The sequence below is a fragment of the Desulfuromonas svalbardensis genome, from assembly GCF_055389415.1.
Window position 1 is genome coordinate 1,111,244 of sequence record NZ_AP042416.1, and the last position, 21,180, is coordinate 1,132,423.

A 21,180-nucleotide genomic window follows, 5' to 3' on the forward strand; every position below is an offset into this window, starting at 1 on the left:
AAAAAACGCCTGCACTCCGTGTTGGAGTACAGGCGTTTTGTGTTCTTTGGCAAGGTGTTCCTTTATTACGGCGTGAAGCATCCATAATAATTTAAATTAGCGATACTGTCCTCGGAACACCAAAACCATTGCTATTGATCTTAATTAGAACTTGACGACATAGTCCAAATAGAGACGATGATCTTTTTCGTCGCCTTTTACGCCGGCAACCGTACCAACTTCATCCGAGTTGTACTCGGTGTAATACCAACGGAAACTCAAACCTTTTACGTATGGAATTTTCCACTTGGTATCAATAACGAAAAAGTGTTCATCCGCTTCACCGCCCGTCTTGCCGGTCAGTGAGTTTTCAGCACCAGTGCCGCTTATGTAACTGATGTTAGTCGAGAGACCGGGAACAAATTGATTTAAGTCAAAGCCGACACGTGCCAGCCATACTTTTTCATTTTCGTTGGTGAAGTCTGGGCCAATCAGGTGGCGGGTTGGGAAGGGGTTGGTGCCATGATCGCCAGAAAAGTTATCTTCAATCCATGCATCAAAAACTTGCGTGTACGCAGCCCCGAGAGTGAACATGTTTACTTTCCACTCCACGTCAACATAATAGGCCGAGCCATCATTGTCGTCATTGCCATCGATATCTTTTTCAGCACCCGACTTAAACAGGCTGCCATCGTCTTGTGACGCGAAATAGCCACCTGACAACTTCAGTTTGCTGCCGTCCAGGTTCCAGGTGTAACTGCCGCGTAAACCAAGTTTCGCTAAGTAATCTTGAGCGGTTAAGTATTCAATATCACCTTTAAATCCGCCATGTTTGTAGCTGGTTCCAACCCCCCATACCGTATCAATCTCTTCACCGAGTTCGGTGGTGAAGATTTCCCATTTATCGTCATGGCGGCGGCTCCATTCGTCGAAAGCATAGCCATAAAACTTGAACTTATCTAACGTGTAATTAGCCGTTATGCCACGGTAGGTGTTGGGGATTGCCCGCGTTCCGGAACTGCTGACCAGCATGTACTTAATTCGCTGGGCACCAACTTTCACATTGCCTTGATCAGCCAAATTGAAATTGACAAATAGTTGACCGATTTTCGAAAGGTGCCTGTCGATGCCACCATCGTCATCGCCTTTAGGCATAATGTTGTTTCCTGCGCTGCCGCTTGAGTTGATATCTTGAACCATGTACGCTGATGCACCGAAACTGATGATGTTAGCGATAAATCCGGACTCATAGTTAAGCTCTACCCCTTGTGCCAAGGTAGTATCGTCTAATGAATCTTTTTCGTAGTCGCGGTCAAAATAAATGGTTCTAAGTTTCAAGGACAGCTGGTCCTGATTTGTGATTCCGTCAAAGGCTGCCGCTGGGATTGACGTAAATGCGATTGCCACTAGAGCAAACACTAAAGAAACAAAACAACTGTTATAAAATTTCTTCATGTGAGTTAATACCTCCTGAATGTGCTGGGTGATTTCTACTTTAAGTTTGTTGACTGAATTCGATGGCAAACTTCTTTGCCAACAATTCCCTCCTCGTGTCACTCTTTTTGTTGGGGTGCCAAAGCGATATCGAAAGAATGTTCATTCCTTTGCTGTGGTATCGCAAGGATAACGTTTGCACCTCTGGCTTGATCGCTTCATTGGCTGGGGGGCGGATTAAACATGCTGGCCCCAGCATTGCGCTTTAAAATAAAAAGAATGTCTGTTGAGGTTCCGATGTGACTTAACAAGAGCGGAGCAACAACATCACTTCGCCCTTGTTAAGTCGGAAATCAACTGTGGTAGTTTTCTAAATTACTTGTGTTTCTTTACATATTGAGCAGCTTGGTTGCCGGCAATGCGGCCAAAGGTGACAATGTCAGAAATTGCGTTACCACCAAGACGGTTGGCGCCATGGACGCCACCGGTGACTTCACCTGCGGCGAAAAGTCCGTCAATGTTTTCTGCATCCTGTCCTTTTACCTGTGTTTTGGTATCAATAACCACGCCACCCATTGTGTGGTGAACCGCCGGGGTTACCTCAATGGCGTAGAACGGAGCTTTGTTCAGTTGCCGAGGCATGTTAGGACGATCAAGCTGGGAGTCTGTGCCAGCAACGACAAAACCGTTGTAGGTGTTCAGTGTTTTCTCCAGTTCAGCTGCTGGGGCACCAAACGTGGCGGCGAGTTCAGCAACTGTTTGCCCCTCATTGACAATCTGTAGGTTGATATAACCTTCGATTTTCTTTAGGCTGTCACGAACCGATTGGTCGAAAATAAGGTAGGCACTGGCACCTTTTTGCGCCAATATCGCTGCCGAAGCCTTGTCGCGAGTGGTAATTTCGTTCACAAACCGCTGACCGTCTCGATTGACCAAAATTGCACCATTGCCACGTACCGCTTCAGTGACCATCACGCCACCCACTGGGGAATACGTGGGATGGGCTTGAATGTACTTAAGGTCGCGAGTTGCAGCACCAGCGAGAGCTGCTACATCGAGGCCATCGCCTGTTGCGCCGGGATGGTTGGTCGCTTTAAATCCTTTCAGATTCGGATCATACTTGGCAACGCGTTCGTTGTTTCTAGCAAAGCCGCCGGTTGCCATGATCACGGCATCAGCCTTGATTACATAGTACCCAGTCGTCTCGCCCTTGACCAAAACTCCTGCAGCCTGGCCTGAATCATCTTTTAATACTCTGACAACCCGGCTGTTGAAACGGATATCGGTTCCACGCTTGACCGCGTTATCCCACAATACCTGTGCTACATGTGCGCCAACGCCAGCACCACCCGTTGGACGGTGGCTACGGTTAACACTTGCACCGCCCATGCGACCAACATCGGTCATATCTGCGCCGAGGCTGGTTAACCAGTCGATTGAAGCAGGTGAATTGTGGGCGAGAACCTTAACCAGTGCAGGATTGTTGATGCCGCGGCCGCCCTTCATAGTGTCGTCGATCATAATTTGTTCTTGATCTTCAATGCCAAGTGCCGCTTGTGATTTGGTTGCCGCCGCATTCATACCACCGGCTGCCAGTTTAGTGTTGCCACCAGGAATTGGTTCTTTTTCTAACAAAATGACGTTAACACCAGCATCGCGTGCAGAAACTGCAGCTGATAGTCCGGCACCACCTGAACCAATAATGACAACATCGGTAGATTCTCTTGGTCCAGCAGCGATGGCAATATCTTGGGCCGCTTTATCTGCATCGACAGGGACGAATTCTCGCTGCCATTTGCCGGCAAACGGTAGTTCGTATTTAAAACTGTGGCAAGCATCGCAGTACGTTACTGATTTCTGATGCCCCTTGTGGCAGGTTGTGCAGGCGATATCGCCGATGAGGTGAGACTTGTGCGGTGAAACAATCCCTTGACGCTCAATAGTCGCCATCTGATCCATGGTGCCATGACAGCTAATACACTGAGAATTTTCATGGGTTAGATTATCATTTGTTGGCCCAACCGCTGTACCATGGCAGCTTTGACAACTCCCATTCGCAACGTGAAAATCAGCCAACGCCTCTTGTTTGGCTGGTGGCTGGTCAGTTACTGTGTCTGTCGTTCTGGATGTATTGCTACAACCCCAACTCAGCAACAATGTCAACAACATTCCTGCTCCCAATAGTGATGATATTTTTTTTCTTGAATACATACTAGCCTCCTCAGTTTGTCTTGTGGTGCGTTTACTGAATCTTGTGCGAGAGCTTAGTTGACAGCGTGTCCCTAGCTCGGAAAGAAAGAACAATCGTTGTTCTGATTAATTCTATCGCTAGTTTAAGGGGTTGCAAGCTTAACTGTAAATATTGTGCACTTAAAAAGTATTGATTCTTTTTTGTTTATTTTGTTCATTTTGTTCACGACTGATTTGCAGTTAAGGTGATGGCTCTTTAGATGTGGTGGTGTGGTGGTGTGATGGTGTGATGGTGTGATGGTGTGATGGTGTGATGGTGTGATGGTGTGATGGTGTGATGGTGTGATGGTGTGATGGTGTGATGGTGTGATGGTGTGATGGTGTGATGGTGTGATGGTGTGATGGTGTGATGGTGTGATGGTGTGATGGTGTGATGGTGTGATGGTGTGATGGTGTGATGGTGTGATGGTGCTGCCCGAATTCAAGAGCTGATTGGATCAGAAAGTATCGATATGGGGGGCATCCCAGGCAGTCGTATTCCTGAGGGCTTTGACTCTCGGTGCTTATTACATGAGGAGATTGTCGCAAGTGTTGCCACTGATCATCCCTTCACTAAATGAGAAAGTATTACCGTTCAAGAGTTTTTGATTGAACCGTTAATCTCGTTCAAGCAAGGCTATTACATGCGTGAGCTGATTCAGACTTTGCAGCAGGAACTCTCTACGAAAACCCAAGTTGTTTTTGAGACAAACCTGTACTCTTTGGTGAGATCATTGGTTGGTGAAGGGGGGGCAACCTTATTGCGTATGGTGGTTGTTGATGAAGTCAACGTTGTTCCTGTTTCTTTTGCACCTCGGCTCCATCTTGATCTGCATATTGCTTGGAAGTCGGAGAGCTATCTTTCTCGTGCAAATCAAGCCTTTCTAGTTTTTTCTTATAGAGCGAGTTGATTTTTATCGGTAACGGGAAAAGCCATCGTGGCTCTGCTTTTATTCGATCTCCTGAACGCTACATTGGCAGACGAAAACGTGATGGGTTCAGCCGTAAAATCATTATTTGTAGGGATAATTTTAATACTGGAGACATTTGAGAAGATATTTTTTTAAAATTCGAACAAAATTCGCCTAGGGATGCCAAAAAAAATGCACCCATATCACACACTTGCTTGTCGGTTGCTGTTCTTTTTGGCATAGTGTTGTGAAGCTCTACCTATGGCTTCACCTTGTTGTAGTTTATACCCCTCAAAGGAGAGATTCATGCCCAGACGCGACGATGTCAAAAAAGTATTAATCATCGGCTCCGGCCCAATCATTATTGGCCAAGCTTGTGAATTTGATTATTCCGGCACACAAGCCTGCAAAGCCCTGCGCAAACTAGGCTACGAGATTTTACTGGTCAACTCTAATCCCGCCACCATCATGACCGATCCTGAGATGGCTGATATCACCTATATTGAAGCCTTGACCCCGGAAACCATCACCGAGATTATCGAGAAAGAACGTCCTGATGCTTTACTGCCGAACCTCGGTGGTCAAACGGCGCTTAATCTGGCCATGGAATTAGAGCGACGCGGTGTCCTCAATAAGTACGCAGTGAAAGTTATTGGCGTCAATCTTAAGGCGATCGAGCGCGGCGAAGATCGTGAAATCTTCAAGCAGACCATGGAAGGTCTCGGCATCGAGATGGCACGTAGTGCTATCGCCAACACCCTTGATGAAGCGAAAGAGATCATTAAAGAGATCGCCCTGCCAGTAGTGATCCGTCCTGCCTATACGATGGGCGGCACCGGCGGAGGTTTTGCCTACAACATGGAAGAGTTGGAAGCCATCGTCAGCCGTGGGCTATCGTTAAGTCCGGTGACCCAAGTATTGATAGAGGAATCAATACTCGGCTGGGAAGAGTTGGAACTTGAAGTGGTACGTGACGCCAAGGGACAAAAGATCACCGTCTGTTTTATTGAAAATGTGGATGCCGTTGGCGTTCATACTGGCGACTCATTCTGCACCGCGCCAATGCTGACCATCAGTAAACCGTTACAGCAGCGCTTGCAGGACTATTCATACGATATCGTCGATGCGATTGAGGTGATTGGCGGCACCAACGTCCAATTTGCTTACAATCCTAAAGATGACCGGGTGATCGTCATTGAAATAAATCCCCGTACCTCACGCTCTTCGGCGTTGGCCAGTAAAGCTACTGGCTTCCCCATTGCGCTGGTTTCTGCCCAACTGGCGGCTGGACTCACCTTAGATGAGATCCCCTACTGGCGCGACGGTACTTTGGAAAAATATACGCCGAGCGGCGACTACGTGGTGGTCAAATTTGCCCGTTGGGCCTTTGAAAAGTTTAAAGGGGTGGAAGACAAGCTAGGCACCCAGATGCGAGCTGTCGGCGAGGTGATGAGCATCGGTAAGAACTATAAAGAGGCACTACAGAAAGCGATTCGCTCTCTGGAAATTGGCCGTTACGGTTTGGGCTTTGCCGCCGACTTCAATAGTCAGACCCTGGAACGCCTGATGGAACAGTTGGTTGAGCCGTCCAGTGAACGTCAGTTTATCCTCTACGAGGCACTGCGAAAAGGGGCCGATATCGATGTGCTCTACGCGAAGACCTATATCAAACCGTGGTTTTTGCAACAGATGAAGGAACTGGTTGAGTTGGAAGAGCAGTTGCTCGGCTATCGCGGCCAATTGCCACCGGATGCGCTGCTACTACAAGCGAAAAAAGACGGCTTTGCCGATAAATATCTCGCAAAAATTCTCGAACTCACCGAGGTTGAAATCCGCGAAAAACGGTTGGCGCTTGGTCTGGGTGAAGCATGGGAGGCCGTGCCAGTCAGCGGCGTTGAAGATGCCGCGTATTACTTCTCCACCTACAACGCAGCCGATACGGTTGCCGTCAGCGACCGGAAAAAAATCATGGTCCTCGGTGGCGGACCTAACCGCATTGGGCAGGGGATTGAATTTGACTATTGCTGCGTTCATACCGCCATGGCACTACGCGACGCCGGCTATGAAACCATCATGGTTAACTGCAACCCCGAAACGGTCTCCACCGACTACGACACCTCGGACAAGCTCTATTTTGAACCGCTGACCGTTGAGGATGTGCTGTCGATCTATGCCAAGGAACAGCCGGAAGGGGTGGTCGTACAGTTTGGTGGTCAGACGCCGCTGAATATCGCCGCTGAATTGGAAGCAGCCGGAGTCAAAATCATCGGTACCGGCCCAGAGACCATTGATTTGGCCGAAGACCGGGAACGCTTTAACGAAGTAATGCAGAGACTGAACATCCCGCAGCCGGAATCAGGGATGGCCAGCACGTTGGATCAAGCTCTGGCGATCGCGAAGCGCATTGGTTATCCACTGATGGTGCGTCCCTCCTATGTTCTCGGTGGTCGGGCTATGGAAGTGGTCTACGATGAATCCAGCCTACGCCTGTATCTGCAAAAGGCCGTGGATGTTTCTCCTGAGCGTCCGATCCTCATCGACCGCTTTTTGGAAAATGCCATTGAAGCTGAAGCCGATGCTGTCTGCGATGGCAAGGACGCCTTTGTCCCAGCAGTGATGGAGCATATTGAAATGGCTGGGGTTCACTCCGGTGATTCGGCCTGCGTGATTCCGCCGGTCAATATTCCTCAGCGTCACATCGACACCATTGAGGAGTACACCGCCAAGATAGCTGTTGAAATGGGCGTGGTCGGACTGATGAACATTCAGTATGCGATTGCCGATGATCGGGTTTACATTCTTGAAGCCAACCCACGCGCCAGCCGTACTGTGCCGTTGGTCTCCAAGGTGTGTAACATCCCCATGCCACGGCTAGCGGTCCAGATGATGCTCGGCCAACAACTGGCCGACCTCAAACTGCAGCGCCGCTCGGTGCCCCACTTTGGTGTCAAGGAAGCAGTGTTCCCGTTCAACATGTTCCCAGAAGTTGATCCGGTCCTTGGACCGGAAATGCGTTCCACCGGTGAGGTGCTGGGTCTGGCCGATAACTATGGTCTGGCCTTCTTTAAAGCTCAAGACGCGGCCAACGCAAGCTTGCCACAACAGGGAACCGTATTAATCACCGTCGCCGAACATGACCGCGCTGGCGCTCTTGAGGTCGCTCGCCGCTTTGCCGATCTTGGTTTTTCCCTGCGCGCCACTTCCGGTACGGCAGCCTACCTCGCGATACATGGTATCGCCAGTGAGACCATCAGCAAAATGCATGAAGGACGACCTAACATTGCCGATGCCATCACCAATGGTGAAATTCAACTGGTGGTCAACACCCCATCAGGCCGGCTGAGTAATCACGATGATTCCTACATCCGCAAGGCAGCGATAAAAAGCCGTATTCCCTATATCACCACTACGGCCGCAGCCATTGCCGCCGCCAAAGGGATCGCCGCGCGTCTCAGTAGCAAAGGTGAAGTGCGCAGCTTGCAAGAATATCATGCCCGCTTGCGTTAATTTCTAATTGGTAGATCGTGCTCCGGTTTTTTTGCACAAACCGGAGCACATCAATCACATAGCAACTACGTTGTCTGAATATCTGGCGTAGCATGAAAAAGCTGACCTTGAAATCCTCGCAACCAAAATCACATAGTGTTTTTGCTGGCCTCCAAAAAGTATGCAAAAAATGGGATTAAAGCTCTTCCCTCCGCAGGTCGCATTCACACTTACAATGAATCTGTTTCCGCTTACATAGCATCGTGGTTTGTCGGCCTTTAGGCCTCCAAGTTGGTGCCCTTTTGTTGCTTTGGTATAGAGGGTTTTTTGTTCGGGAGGCTCTCAATTTTTTCTATGGTATGTAACTTTTGGTAGGTTGTGCACTGTCCGACGGTTTTATTTTTGTCACTTACCGTCGAAGTTACCCATTTGCCGCCGCGAACGCAATGAACGTCAAAGCAACTTATTAGATGCATTACGACTAAGCTCACCCGAGAGGAGCCGCCAGCGGTGACGAATCGGGTGGGCTTATTGTTATAAGCCATTTTCCATGAACTTAATTGGCTCACTTACAAGAGACTCAGTATCAGCTATATGAGCAATATCGGATAAGTCGCCAATCCTAAGTTCAAATGCATGCCTAGTATTATTCTGTTTCAATGCTAGCCTCCACTCGAGTTGCCATTCATACTCCGAGAATTTGTTGAATACACTTAATCTACTATGATGATCTCGTCTATCTAGATATGTAACCTTTCTACCTACGATATAATTTTCTTCTAGGGTATATATAGAAGGGTGGCCTTTTATTGCATCACTTATACGATTAAAAAATTTATTGATATCGTTACCACCAATAAATACTGCTTTATTTCCGAATTTTGAGAATTTACTAGATAAGTACAAACCATCTTCCCCAGCATCAAGAATATTTTTATCACTGATAATTGTCATACAGTAGATATTTGTCTCATCATTATGACATTCTCTCATGTCTATTTTGTCTACAGCGGCAGTGATAACATGACCATTCAATTCTAATACAACATTTTCAGGTATAAAACTTGAGGACAATCCCTCGTTAGAGTCCGCTCTCAGGGCGGGGTCATCATCTTCATCTTCTCTAAAATATTGAATGGTATTCATATAAAGAAGACCTTCGTTGACGAAAGTATCAACATTCTTTTCGTCCATGAATTTAATCAATACACGGTTTCTGTCTTCAATATTTGTCAACCAATCTCTCCCATGGCTTATAACGCTTACGCTAAACCGCGCGCGCCTTTGGCCGTCGGCTTGAGCGTTTTGTTAGCTGTGTTGTATGCAAAATTTCACGAACTCTGGCAGTACCTTTTTTAGATACCCCTCAAGGTACGTCGCCGAAACATTAATAATCCTATTTGACACATGTGTTACCGGCTTTTCTTCTCCATGAAACAAGGAGCACCGGGCTGCATATACACAAACTAATGCCCATTGCGTTAAGGACGCATCTCTAGAATTTATTGCATTCTGTAGCTCAGCGCTCACGTCTCGGTTTTGGCCCCGGTCAAGTTGTAGGTTAAAAGAGGCAAGAAGGTTTGTGTGATCTGACACTTGACCAACTGCCAACCTAAATTCCTCTTCAAATGCAACTACGCTAGCTTTTTCACCTCTATTATTGTTTCCTGAAATCTGATTGTATAAATTATATAAGCTATTAAATGCGATCCATCTATAAATAAGTTTTTCGTCCCCAAATATACGATAGTCGTTAGCGCGATACAACCAACGGAGCGCCCTTGAAAAAGATTCCTTGCGGTCACTACTCATCGACTGGATATCTGAAAAAACGCCACCCGAATTAGCGAGTTCTTCTCTAAATTTTTTTGGGGATTGACCGGGAGGGATGTATGGCTTACCACCCCCTAATTCAAAATTTATTCCACTGGCGGGAAAGCCTGTTTCCTCTTGACTGTTCAGCAACACGGCGGAATGAAAAGATACTTCAGTGTAATATGGAAGAAGCACGCTAAGTTCAAGCAGCTCTTCTAGGCGTGAACTGTATTTTGTTTTTGCCTCTTCTTGGCCCTGCCTATCAACTGTTGACGTTTCAAATTCATAATAGTGAACCGCGTGGGGCTTGTTGTCGAACTCAGGTGACCCGGGATAAAAGCATATGTCTCCAATACTCACGGGTTTGTCAAGCAATGGATAGTCAAAATTATAAGTCGCTCGCCATCTATACGGCATGGTTCTCTTCCTTCAGCCAACGTTTTTGATAACCGGCGGCAGGTTGACTTACGTACACCACCGAGTTATTCGAATTAAGTAGCAGACGTATTTTCCGTCCGGTTGATTTGATGGTTAGAGTGTACTTTGAATAGGAAAATACCTATAAAAACCTTCTTGCGAAGGCAACGCAACAAATCTAAATTTTTGGTTGAATGATTTTGAAAAAAAGAATGCCCGATATGAAATATTTATTTGAACATCGGCTTGATAAATTTTTGTGAGTTTGGGTGCGATAACCGTGTCTGGCTTAAAAAGTAAAGTATGACTACTGTTGGAAGTCATATTTTCGAGGAAATTATTTATTATCCCAACATTTGTATAGGTAATTTTTGTCCCAGTTTGAGATTCTCCATTCACGTTAAGCATTTGAACCATAATTTTGATGTCTTTTAAATTAACATAACTATTATTTTCAATAACAAAGGGAATGGTAAGAGGGTCGTTTTCTATTAAGGAATCTGTAGGTGGAACATATATAAAGTTAGAAAAGGACAAGTAGATCGTAATGATTGGTATTCCCAATGAAGATATGTTTGCTAGAAAACCAAGCCATTTTCCCATTTTTGAGAGAAATGTTCTTGGCGGCTCTTTTGGTACGCTTATTTTTTCTGTGCGCAGTGCTTCTACTGACTGCTGAAGCTTGGCTAGTTCTCTGGTTACGTTGGTTTTTTGTGCCATAATTGTTTTCGCACTCTAGCGTTTTTGATAACCGGCGGCAGACTGACTTACGCATACTACCGAGTTATTCGAATTAAATAGCAGCCGTATCTTCCGTCCGGTTGATTTTATTGTTATGTTTATTTTAGTAGCAATGCCAACGCTTGTTCAACCAGCGAGGAAGTTGATAATTGATAAAGAGCAGACACTACGGTAGTTACGTTGGCGGTACCAGACAGGTAGTCCAGAAGTCCAGCTTTCCGAACTTCTGCTTCTATGACTTCTTTTTCCGTAGCTCCGTTTGATATAGCTTCCAATACAGAAACAACTTTATCAATGGGTGTATCTTTATTAAGGCCGATAGTTTCTATAAAGCTTGGTCTGTCTCGGAGTTCGATTGCCGTACCGCAGTTTGTGATGTCATTTGCTCCAATTTCAACATTGGCATCTTCTGGGGTGCCAATTCCAGTGCCACAATCTGATATTTTATTCCCGAAAATCTTTACAGGCATTTACATAGCTCCATATTGAACATAAAGTGTTTTAGACAGGAATTGATTATATGGTTTCGGTCTAAAACCATATCAATAGTTTCTATCTAGTAAAATATGCTTGTATAATTAACAGTAATCGTTAATAACGTCCAACAGTACAACCGTGGCATTAGTTGGGCAAGATAAAAGCAGTGACAAGAATAAGAATCATTTAGGCTACTGTGATTAACTGGTCCGAATACAAAAGCAGGTCACTTCCCATATTAAAATTTTAGCAGGGTGCAATGCATTGTTCTTGATGTAATCCTTTTGTTTCTCATATTTAGACAGTTTGATACAGCGCTAGCACATGCTAGCATTGTGAAGTGAGCTTTGTTGCCAAAGGAGAAGCGTATGAGTCGACAATTGAACCTACGGGTAAACGATGAGTTTGCCAATAAACTAGAACGTTTATCAAAAAGAACAGGGCGGTCGATGGCCTCCGTGTTAGAAGCTGTGGCCGGCCAGGCGATTGAATCTGCTGAAGAGGATATCCAATTCGAAGCGCAGGCATTAAAAGCGTGGGAGGATTATGAGCTGACAGGTGTTCGTGTGTCGTCTGATGATATTGATTCCATGTTCGATAGTGCTCTTACCAAGGCGAAACACGTGGAAAAGGGGTTGCGCTGATGGCGCGTAATGTTATCGCGACACCGTTATTTTCACGTAATTTGCAAGAGTTTTTAGATGAGTATTCTGAACTCGGTGCTGTCCGTTTTGTTGAGCGATTACGGCACAGCTATGTTGAGAGGGTGGAGAATATAACCACTTTCCAAGATATATCTCCTGCTCGAAGAAGGGTGATTCAGGGCAAGAGTCTCACCGTGCGAGAATATGTGCTCAATGCTGGGGCGCGAGATTTTTTAGTTTTGTATTGTATTCCTGCTGAAACAGCGGAGCCTGTTTTACTTTTGAATATCAGAATTGGTGGTCAAAATCGTTTCAAGTGGAAGGTAGCACCGTAGGATTTATAGCATCCCAATTTTTTAATTCTCACCAAATAAAAAAGCCCTCTACCAATTTGGCAGAGGGCTTTAAAATTACAGAAACAAATAGAGTTTACTTACCCCATTTCTCCACAATCCGCTTAACCGCTTCTTCAACATTTGCTCGCTCACCAAACGCGCTGAGACGGAAGTAACCTTCACCGCTTGGGCCAAAACCACTACCTGGTGTGCCGACAATAAAACACTCGTTAAGGAGTTTGTCGAAGAAATCCCAGCTAGTCATCCCTTCTGGAGTTTTTAACCAAATGTAGGGGGCATTTACGCCGCCGTAGCAGGTAATGCCAGCCGCTTCGAGGCCTTCACGGATGATTTTAGCGTTCGCCATGTAGAAATCGATGATCTCTTTGACTTGTGCCCATCCTTCGTCAGAGTAAACGGCTTCAGCTGCTTTTTGTACTGGGTACGATACACCGTTAAACTTTGTGCCTTGACGACGGTTCCACAGTTGATTGAGGGATACCTTTTCGCCGTTTTCGGTGGTGCCCATTAATGTTTCAGGAACCACGGTCAAGCCGCAACGTACGCCAGTGAAGCCAGCGGTCTTTGAGAAGCTACGGAACTCGATAGCGCACTGTTTAGCGCCTTCGATCTCGTAGATTGAATGAGGGATGTGCGCTTCAGTAATGAATGCTTCGTATGCCGCATCAAATAGAATGACTGCATCGTTAGCCAGGGCGTAATCGACCCATACTTTGAGTTGCTCTTTGGTTGCTACAGTGCCTGTAGGGTTGTTGGGGTAGCACAGATAGATGATGTCCACTTTTTCAGTGGGCAGAGCAGGGGAGAAGTTGTTCTCCTCGGTGCATGGCATGTAAACGAGGCCTTCGTAGTAGCCTTGCTCGTTAGCTTGACCTGTGCGACCAACCATAACGTTGGTGTCGTTGTAAACAGGGTAGACAGGGTCGCCGATAGCGACTTTGCAGCTCAGATCAAAGATGTCGAGAATGTTTGAGCTATCGCATTTTGAACCGTCAGAGATGAACACCTCAGAGGTTTTAAGCTCAACACCGAGTGGTGCATAGGATTTATCAATGATGGTTTGTGCTAACCATGAGTAGCCTTGCTCTGGGCCGTAACCGTGAAATGAGCTGGCTTGTGCCATGTCGTCAACGCCAGCGTGAAATGCCTTAAGTACCGCAGGAACGAGGGGCTTGGTGACATCGCCAATACCGAGACGGATCACTTGATCGTTCGGGTGGGCGGCAACAAATTCGTTGACGCGGCGGCTAATTTCAGGGAAAAGGTAGCCAGCTTGAAGCTTAAGATAGTTATCGTTTAAACGAGCCATGGTGCGAAGACCTCCAATAAAAGTAAGTGACAATCGAAATTTATATGATTTTATTTATTTTGTTTGTTGTTCAGGTTGTGCGGGCGGGTCGCTCACTTGCACGGCGTTTTGCTCTGTTGCGCAATCGCTGCAGCCCCAGCGGGTTAGTCCTCTAACGTCGTGACCTCATCCCTGCCATGTTTTGCAGCCGGAGAACATGAGAGTTAGAACTAACGCGTGTGATCACGCTGAGTGTTGTTTTCACCGTCCCCTCTGTTCTACCCTGTGCGAAATGGACCTATTTCAGGTCGAGAACGTCTTGCATGTCGTACATGCCGGGTTCTTTGCCTTGCATCCACTGACACGCGCGGGCCGCACCACGGGAAAACATCTCACGGCTCATGGCGCGGTGAGTGATCTCAATCCGCTCGCCCATGCCGATGAAATAGACGGTGTGCTCACCGACAATATCGCCACCACGAACAGTTTGCATGCCGATCTCTTCATGACTACGCTCGCCACACATCCCCTCGCGGTGATAGTTGGCCACTTTGTTGTAGTCGCGATCAAGGGCATCGGCAACCACTTCGCCCATGCGTACCGCAGTGCCAGAAGGGGAATCTTTTTTCTTATTGTGATGCAGCTCGACAATTTCTACGTCGAAGTCTTCACCAAGAATATTGGCCGCCTCTTTGAGCAGTTTAAAGCAGGCGTTAACTCCAACACTCATGTTGGGTGCCAGCATCACTGCAATGTTGCTGGTGATATCAGCAAGCTGTTGCCGTTGCTCAGGGGTGAAACCTGTTGAGCCGATCACCATCATTTTGCCGAGTTCAGCGCACACTTTGGCGTTGGCTAGGGTGACTTCAGGGAAGGTGAAATCGATTAGGATATCGGCAGCAAGAAGTTCTTGCTCCAGTTTGTCACCGATGATCACGTCGAGAGCACCGCAACCAGCGATGAGGCCAGCATCTTGTCCGACCATCGGGTGGCCAGCGCGCTCAATGGCAGCGGTGAGAGTAATCCCTTCCGCTTCCGTTACTGCCTTAATTAGGAAACCTCCCATGCGGCCAGCGGCTCCAATTACAGCAATTTTCAACATGATCTTCCCTTTCGCCAAGTGGCTAAATACAACCTATCCGAGTTCGCGTACGGACTCGGATAGGTAGAGTGTGTCTTTATTAAATAGTGGTTCGTGTTAAATCAAGCCGTAGGTTTTCATGACTGATTTAAGTACCTCTAGGCTTGCAGGTTGCAGGTCAACCAATGGTTGACGAATCGTTTCACTGCAACGACCCATGAGTGATAAAGCCGTTTTAACTGGTACAGGGTTGGATTCGATAAACATAGCATTATGGATATCGAGCATCTTTAAGTGCATGGCACGAGCATCATCCCAACGGCCTTCGTTGATGGCTGTGACCATCGCTTTGACCTCTTTAGGCATGATGTTGGCGGTGACAGAGATGATCCCTTTTGCGCCACAGGCCATAAGCGGTAAGGTGAGAAAATCGTCGCCAGAAAGCACATCAATTTTATCGCCCGCTTTAGAGATGATTTCACTCGCCTGTGTGACATCGCCAGAAGCTTCTTTCACGGCAACAATGTTGTCGATTTCAGCGAGGCGGATGGTGGTTTCCGCAGTCATGTTCATCCCTGTGCGCCCTGGTACGTTATACAGCACCTGAGGGAGTCCAACCGCTTCAGCAATGGTTTTATAGTGTTGATATAAGCCCTCTTGCGAAGGTTTGTTGTAGTAAGGACTGACAAGGAGAAGACCATCTGCGCCCATCTCTTTAGCGTGCAAGCTCATCTCAACGGCTTCAGCTGTTGAGTTTGACCCGGTTCCAGCAACAACAGGAACGCGGCCATTTACTTGATCAATACAGGCCCGAACCACAAGGTCGTGCTCATCGTAGTTCAGTGTTGCCGACTCGCCCGTGGTGCCGCAAGGGACAATGACATCAGTGCCGCTCTCAATTTGGAACTCCACTAATTGACGGAATTTATCTTCATTTACAGAGCCATCCTCGTTAAACGGGGTAATAATGGCTACCATTGATCCTCTAATCATTGTGTCCTCCTCAAGACAAACCAGTCACGGTATAAAGCATCGAACGTGTCGCGAAGTAGCCACACGTAGCGAAATAATAAATACAATCTTAAGCTGATAGCATAACTTTTGTTTAAAGTAAAGTGGCTGGCTCTCTGCTAAGGGCGTTTTGGCTCCACCTTCACTTCAGCTGAAAAGGAACTCTCAAGCTGTTGCTCGCCAATGGCAATCACACTGCGAAGCGCATAACTGTAAACAATATCGTTTTTAACCGTTGAATCTTCGTAACTTAGGCTGGTGAGCGGTGCCTTGTTAAGGGAGGTAGAGGTAAAGTAAGTGTTACCACTACGACGGTACAGGTTGTAGCCGATCAATTTCACCCCTTGACGAGTTTCGCTCGCGGCATCCCACGTAATTCGGGCTTGGCGGTCCAGACCTGTGCCAACAAGATTCGCTGGTGAATCGGGTGGGGTAAAACACGGTCGATGAACGAGTGTGCTGGCACCATCGAGACCCTCTGTCGTATAGGGGACGATCTTGTAGCGGAAGCCCATCTCCTCTTCAACAGCGTTGTCCCATAGGTGGATACGATTGCTATTGCGGTTGTTGCTGCGAAAGTAGGCCAAATCAATTTTACGATACAGATTTTTTGGTGGCCGACATTCGGGACAACCCTTAGCGAGGTCGTAATCCGATTTGTAGATGGCAAAGCCTGCAAGGTTCGTTAACGCTGTGCCGTCCTGATTCAGGGTTGGAATTTTCCACGACAGCAGCAAGGCATTACCTTTTTGCTCCAGGGTGATCGAATCAGCCCCTTTTGGCAAGGTTTTGAGCAGTGGCTGAACGGGTCCAACATTACCGCAACCCGTTAACGCCACAAGAAGTACAAATGCCAAAACAGCTGCAATTTGAGAGACAGTACGCTGGATCATGAACCCTCCTCACGTTGGCTACGTGCACGTTTGATCTCACGTTCGACAGCACAGCGAGCGGTTCCGCCTGTAGCGCGGCGTGCATTAACGGAGGCCTCAAGGGTTACAAATTCGTAGATGTCTTCTTCAATCGATGGGCTGAATTGCTTAAATTCATTGATGGTGAGTTCCGGAATATCTTTGTTGTTCTCAATGCAGTAGCGCACTGTTTTACCAACAATTTCGTGGGCATCACGGAAAGGGATTCCCTTTGTGACGCAGTAATCGGCAACGTCGGTGGCGGTTGAGAAGCCACGTGCCGCAGCGATGCGCATATTCTCGGCTTTGACATTCATTTGAGCGATCATGTCAGCGAAAACTTTCAAGCTACCCTTAACGGTGTCAATGGTATCGAAAAGTGGCTCTTTATCTTCTTGCATATCTTTGTTGTAGGCCAGTGGTAGCGCCTTCATCAAGGTCAGTAGACTGATGAGGTTGCCGTACACACGACCTGTTTTGCCGCGCACCAGTTCTGGCACGTCAGGGTTCTTTTTCTGCGGCATGATGGAGCTACCGGTGCAGAAAGCATCGGTGAGTTCGATGAATGAGAAATCAGCGCTCGACCAGAGTACCAACTCTTCACTTAAGCGTGACAGGTGCATCATTAATGTTGCCGAAGCGCCACAAAATTCGAGGGCGAAGTCACGATCAGATACCGAATCGAGGCTGTTACGGGTCACGCCATCAAAACCAAGATCAGCGGCAACCGATTCCCGGTCGATAGGGAAGGTGGTTCCAGCCAGCGCGCCAGCACCCAGAGGGAGTACATTCATGCGTGTGAGGCAATCTTTCATGCGACCGCTATCGCGAACGAACATCTCGTAGTAAGCGAGCATGTGGTGAGCAAAGAGGACGGGTTGCGCTGTTTGCAAATGGGTGTAGCCCGGCATGATGGTGGTCAGGTTGGCTTCTGCTTGACTGAGCAGTGCGCCCTGAAGTTTATCTAGATAATCGAGGATGGTTTTCATCTCATCACGTAGATAAAGACGGATATCCACTGCGACTTGATCGTTACGTGAGCGGCCCGTATGCAGCTTGCCACCAACACTACCGATACGCTCGATGAGTCGGGCTTCGATGTTCATGTGGATATCTTCGAGAGCTACTGAAAACTCAATTTTCCCCGCTTCGATGTCGAATAAAATGTCATCAAGACCAGTGCAAATCTGCTCTGCCTCGTCGCTGCTGATGATCTCCTGACGGCCGAGCATCCGCGCGTGGGCTTTAGAACCTTGAATATCGTAACGGAACATCCGTTGGTCAAAGTCGATGGATGCCGTGAATTCTTCAACAAATTTATCGGTTGGCTGGGTGAAACGACCACCCCAGAGTTTTTTACTCATGTTTGTGCTCCTTACAAATGTGATAACGCATCGGGGTTGAAGTTGATCGATTGCCAGCCGTTTTGCGTTGTAGGTTTAAATATCGTGTGCACTTTGAGTGGCATTCGCGTTGTTCGTGGGTCGAACTCGTGAAATACCGGTAAATTAAAATAGTATAAACGGCACTTTGCACCAAAGCGTAAGCGACAGACAGGAAGTCCTGAAAAATCATCGATGGTGAATTCGCCGAGTTGTCCTGCGGTCATCTTATGGTTTTTATGGATGAAAACCGACGAATGGCCAAAGGTATCTTGGTCACCATTGTGGGGTAATGATTCGCGCGTTTCGCTGGCACTGTTGCAAAAGGTGGTAATCGTTTCGCGTACTCCGGGTGCCGCCGCAAGGTGCTCACCATAAAAACCGTTGATGACATCGCGAAAGGTATCATGTTCTGGCTTCGGGTTGCACTCAAGAATCGCCAAAAAATCAAGATGCTGGCGCGAACTGAAAAATAACTCGTTGGCGCGCTGAATTACGGTGGTGATATTAGAATGATAGATGGTGCGGTAGATGTAGTCAAAACAGATCATCGCCATAAAGTTAAACCCAGTGGGTTGGCTATGAAACAGCGGAAAAATCTTGCCATGGTACAGATCTCGATGATCGAGACTCTCTTCGCCGGCAAAGGGGTGACTTTTGGCCTGGATAAAGACGCGTAATGTTCCATCACCCTCTTTTATGGCAATGACAGCCCAATTAACGCGTAAGTGTTCGATATCGCCGCAATCCTGATCGGTTGTGATCGATTCGAGCAATTCGGCGTTATCGGCACGATAGCATTCAACGATGGTTTTAAATTGGTGCAGGGCAATGTGTTCCATCCCCAACATGGTTACCGTGTTGGCGCGAAATCGGCTGTCAATCAATTCAAGGGCATCGTCGAGGTGGCAGCAGGGCAAGGTTGATTCAGGGAATAGTAAAAAATGAAGTTTTTTCAGATTCCCAGATCCTGTTGCAACCAGATCAAGGACTGATTGAACCAACAGCCACTTCTTTTGAGTAATGGACTCGGGGTCTTGTTCATCATCAAAGCGAATATGATTAGGAATCTGGCTAATCATGCAATGGAGATGATGGCCAAGGAGATAGTTGAGGGTTACCCTTTTATCGACAATATGAAACATCCGCTACCCTCTCTCGCATGGCAGTGAACACACCCCAGGAATTTCACACTCGGCATCGTCACCGGGCGGTTCGAGGTGGGGCCATGTTTGTTCTGGGTAGATGAGGGATAAAATATGGCGGCTACCGGGCGGTATGTCGAGGTCGGGTAGTTTTTCAGGTGCAAACCACACCGCTTCACTGAGCTCATCGGGATTCGTTTGGAGCTCGAAAGTAAGTGGTGTGGCGCGATAATAGAGGATGATGTAGTGATCGTTGTGGTCGCCGATAGCGAGGTGTTCGTAGACATCAACGAGAGTATCAATGGTTACTGTTAGGCCGACCTCCTCTTCAACTTCACGGCATAACGCTTGTTTTATCGCTTCGCCGTGGTCAATTTTCCCGCCAGGCATCACCCATTGACCAAAAAAAGGCGGAATGCTGCGCTTAGTGAGGAGGATACGTTGTTGGCCATCGATGATGCAGGCAACAACGGAGGTTTTGATCTGCTTTTGTAGGGGATAAGCCATAAAGCCCACCTTGTGGTGTTGGGCAATAACGCAGGGTTTGACGAACACCATCGCTGGAGTCTATTCATACAACTCCAGCGATGATTTATGGGTCGTTCTCTAATGCGATTTAACGCTTGTTGTTCATCATGGTGCGGATACGCAGGCGTAGAGCGTTGAGCTTGATAAAACCTTCTGCATCAGCTTGGTTGTACACTTCGTCTGCTTCAAAGGTCGCAAAGTCGACATTGAACAGGCTGTTGGTATCGGAATGACGACCAACAACGCGGCAGTGGCCTTTATACAGCTTGACGCGAGCCTTGCCGTTAACGGTTTTTTGAGTATCGTCGATAAGAGTTTGCAGGGCCTCACGCTCAGGTGCGAACCAGAAACCGTTGTAAACCATCTCAGCATAACGAGGAACCAGTGAGTCACGTAGGTGCATCACTTCACGGTCCATGGTGATCGACTCTACGCCGCGATGCGCTTCTTCGAGAATGGTGCCGCCTGGTGTTTCATAGACTCCACGACTCTTCATACCGACAAAACGATTTTCCATCAGGTCAACACGGCCAATACCGTGCTTGCCACCTAGCTCGTTAAGCTTAGCGAGTAAGTTGGCAGGTGACAGTTCTTCACCGTTGACTGAAATAGGGTCGCCGTTTTTAAACTCGATCTCAATATATTCAGCTTGATCAGGTGCATCTTCAGGGGAAACGCTCATTACGTACATGTGCTCAGGAGCTTCAGCCCAAGGATCTTCAAGAACATCACCTTCAAACGAGATGTGCAGCAGGTTACGGTCACTACTCCAAGGGTTCTTCTTGCTAGTTGGTACTGGAATGTCATGCTTCTTAGCATAGTTTTCTAGTGCGGTACGGCTGTTAAGGTCCCACTCACGCCATGGCGCAATGACGGTAACGCTAGGGTCAAAGTGGTAGTAGCCGAGTTCAAAGCGAACTTGATCGTTGCCTTTTCCTGTCGCACCATGAGAAACGGCATCCGCCCCTTCAGCTAGAGCGATCTCCATCTGCTTTTTAGCGATAAGCGGACGAGCAATTGAGGTGCCGAGGAAATAACGACCCTCGTAAATGGCGTTAGCACGGAACATTGGGAAGACGAAGTCACGGACAAACTCTTCACGTAGATCTTCGATAAAGCACTTGCTCGCGCCAGTTTTTTTTGCTTTTTCAGGGATAAAATCAAGTTCTTCACCTTGACCGAGGTCGGCAGCGAAAGCAATGACTTCACAACCATATTCTTCCCCCAACCATTTGAGGATGATTGAAGTATCCAGGCCGCCAGAGTAGGCGAGGACTGCTTTTTTGATGGTTCCTTTTTTTTGCATGAGTGTCTCCTTGTGACAGATCGTATTATACGGTGGGCA

At 47.4% G+C, this 21,180-nt stretch carries 17 protein-coding genes and 1 pseudogene; 4 read left to right on the forward strand and 14 right to left on the reverse strand.

Annotated elements, in window-relative coordinates; genetic code table 11:
- Window positions 1-144 precede the first annotated feature (144 nt).
- Complete coding sequence (locus ACZ5KY_RS04950) at window positions 145-1,434, reverse strand: OprD family outer membrane porin (protein ID WP_464242795.1); 1,290 nt, start codon at window positions 1,432-1,434, stop codon at window positions 145-147.
- Between the two features lie 354 nt (window positions 1,435-1,788).
- Window positions 1,789-3,504: pseudogene (locus ACZ5KY_RS04955) on the reverse strand (flavocytochrome c); the annotation flags it as partial.
- A 725-nt stretch (window positions 3,505-4,229) separates the two neighbouring features.
- Here ACZ5KY_RS04955 and ACZ5KY_RS04960 point away from each other — a divergent pair.
- Window positions 4,230-4,553, forward strand: coding sequence for a LysR family transcriptional regulator substrate-binding protein (locus tag ACZ5KY_RS04960; RefSeq protein ID WP_464244633.1), 324 nt, complete (start codon window positions 4,230-4,232; stop codon window positions 4,551-4,553).
- A gap of 306 nt (window positions 4,554-4,859) precedes the next feature.
- Window positions 4,860-8,060, forward strand: coding sequence for a carbamoyl-phosphate synthase large subunit (carB, locus tag ACZ5KY_RS04965; RefSeq protein ID WP_464242796.1), 3,201 nt, complete (start codon window positions 4,860-4,862; stop codon window positions 8,058-8,060).
- Window positions 8,061-8,573: 513 nt separating this feature from the next.
- On the opposite strand, the gene ACZ5KY_RS04970 is transcribed toward carB, so the two are convergent.
- The 4 genes from ACZ5KY_RS04970 to ACZ5KY_RS04985 form a co-directional block, all read right to left on the reverse strand.
- Window positions 8,574-9,275, reverse strand: coding sequence for a hypothetical protein (locus ACZ5KY_RS04970; protein ID WP_464242797.1), 702 nt, complete (start codon window positions 9,273-9,275; stop codon window positions 8,574-8,576).
- 72 nt (window positions 9,276-9,347) lie between these two features.
- The gene (locus tag ACZ5KY_RS04975) at window positions 9,348-10,271 is read right to left on the reverse strand and encodes a hypothetical protein (RefSeq protein ID WP_464242798.1); all 924 of its coding nucleotides are present in this window, start codon (window positions 10,269-10,271) and stop codon (window positions 9,348-9,350) included.
- 114 nt (window positions 10,272-10,385) lie between these two features.
- Window positions 10,386-10,991 (reverse strand): hypothetical protein, encoded by a 606-nt coding sequence (locus ACZ5KY_RS04980; protein WP_464242799.1) that lies wholly within the window; start codon window positions 10,989-10,991, stop codon window positions 10,386-10,388.
- Between the two features lie 119 nt (window positions 10,992-11,110).
- Window positions 11,111-11,482 carry a hypothetical protein gene (locus ACZ5KY_RS04985; RefSeq protein WP_464242800.1) on the reverse strand — a complete coding sequence of 124 codons (372 nt, stop codon included), beginning with the start codon at window positions 11,480-11,482 and terminating at the stop codon, window positions 11,111-11,113.
- Between the two features lie 375 nt (window positions 11,483-11,857).
- On the opposite strand from ACZ5KY_RS04985, the gene ACZ5KY_RS04990 reads away from it, so the two are divergent.
- Window positions 11,858-12,133, forward strand: coding sequence for a hypothetical protein (locus ACZ5KY_RS04990; protein WP_464242801.1), 276 nt, complete (start codon window positions 11,858-11,860; stop codon window positions 12,131-12,133).
- On the forward strand, window positions 12,133-12,468 hold the full coding sequence (locus tag ACZ5KY_RS04995; RefSeq protein ID WP_464242802.1) for a hypothetical protein: 336 nt from the start codon (window positions 12,133-12,135) through the stop codon (window positions 12,466-12,468). The genes ACZ5KY_RS04990 and ACZ5KY_RS04995 overlap by 1 nt, the downstream gene beginning before the upstream one ends.
- Before the next feature lie 94 nt (window positions 12,469-12,562).
- Here ACZ5KY_RS04995 and ACZ5KY_RS05000 read toward each other — a convergent pair whose 3' ends face one another.
- From ACZ5KY_RS05000 to ACZ5KY_RS05035, 8 genes are all read right to left on the reverse strand, one after another.
- Window positions 12,563-13,798 carry an LL-diaminopimelate aminotransferase gene (locus ACZ5KY_RS05000; RefSeq protein WP_464242803.1) on the reverse strand — a complete coding sequence of 412 codons (1,236 nt, stop codon included), beginning with the start codon at window positions 13,796-13,798 and terminating at the stop codon, window positions 12,563-12,565.
- Window positions 13,799-14,075: 277 nt separating this feature from the next.
- A complete protein-coding gene (dapB, locus tag ACZ5KY_RS05005) occupies window positions 14,076-14,879 on the reverse strand; it encodes a 4-hydroxy-tetrahydrodipicolinate reductase (protein ID WP_464242804.1) in 804 nt (267 codons plus the stop codon).
- Between the two features lie 96 nt (window positions 14,880-14,975).
- Window positions 14,976-15,851, reverse strand: a complete 876-nt coding sequence (dapA, locus tag ACZ5KY_RS05010; RefSeq protein WP_464242805.1) for a 4-hydroxy-tetrahydrodipicolinate synthase — start codon at window positions 15,849-15,851, stop codon at window positions 14,976-14,978.
- A gap of 137 nt (window positions 15,852-15,988) precedes the next feature.
- On the reverse strand, window positions 15,989-16,762 hold the full coding sequence (locus ACZ5KY_RS05015) for a hypothetical protein (protein ID WP_464242806.1): 774 nt from the start codon (window positions 16,760-16,762) through the stop codon (window positions 15,989-15,991).
- The gene (argH, locus tag ACZ5KY_RS05020) at window positions 16,759-18,144 is read right to left on the reverse strand and encodes an argininosuccinate lyase (RefSeq protein ID WP_464242807.1); all 1,386 of its coding nucleotides are present in this window, start codon (window positions 18,142-18,144) and stop codon (window positions 16,759-16,761) included. Before argH ends, ACZ5KY_RS05015 begins: the two co-directional genes overlap by 4 nt.
- A gap of 11 nt (window positions 18,145-18,155) precedes the next feature.
- Window positions 18,156-19,307, reverse strand: coding sequence for a hypothetical protein (locus ACZ5KY_RS05025; RefSeq protein WP_464242808.1), 1,152 nt, complete (start codon window positions 19,305-19,307; stop codon window positions 18,156-18,158).
- A gap of 3 nt (window positions 19,308-19,310) precedes the next feature.
- Window positions 19,311-19,814: an NUDIX domain-containing protein gene (locus ACZ5KY_RS05030; RefSeq protein ID WP_464242809.1), complete on the reverse strand. Its 504-nt coding sequence runs from the start codon at window positions 19,812-19,814 to the stop codon at window positions 19,311-19,313.
- 109 nt (window positions 19,815-19,923) lie between these two features.
- On the reverse strand, window positions 19,924-21,141 hold the full coding sequence (locus ACZ5KY_RS05035; RefSeq protein ID WP_464242810.1) for an argininosuccinate synthase: 1,218 nt from the start codon (window positions 21,139-21,141) through the stop codon (window positions 19,924-19,926).
- Between the last annotated feature and the right edge of the window lie 39 nt (window positions 21,142-21,180).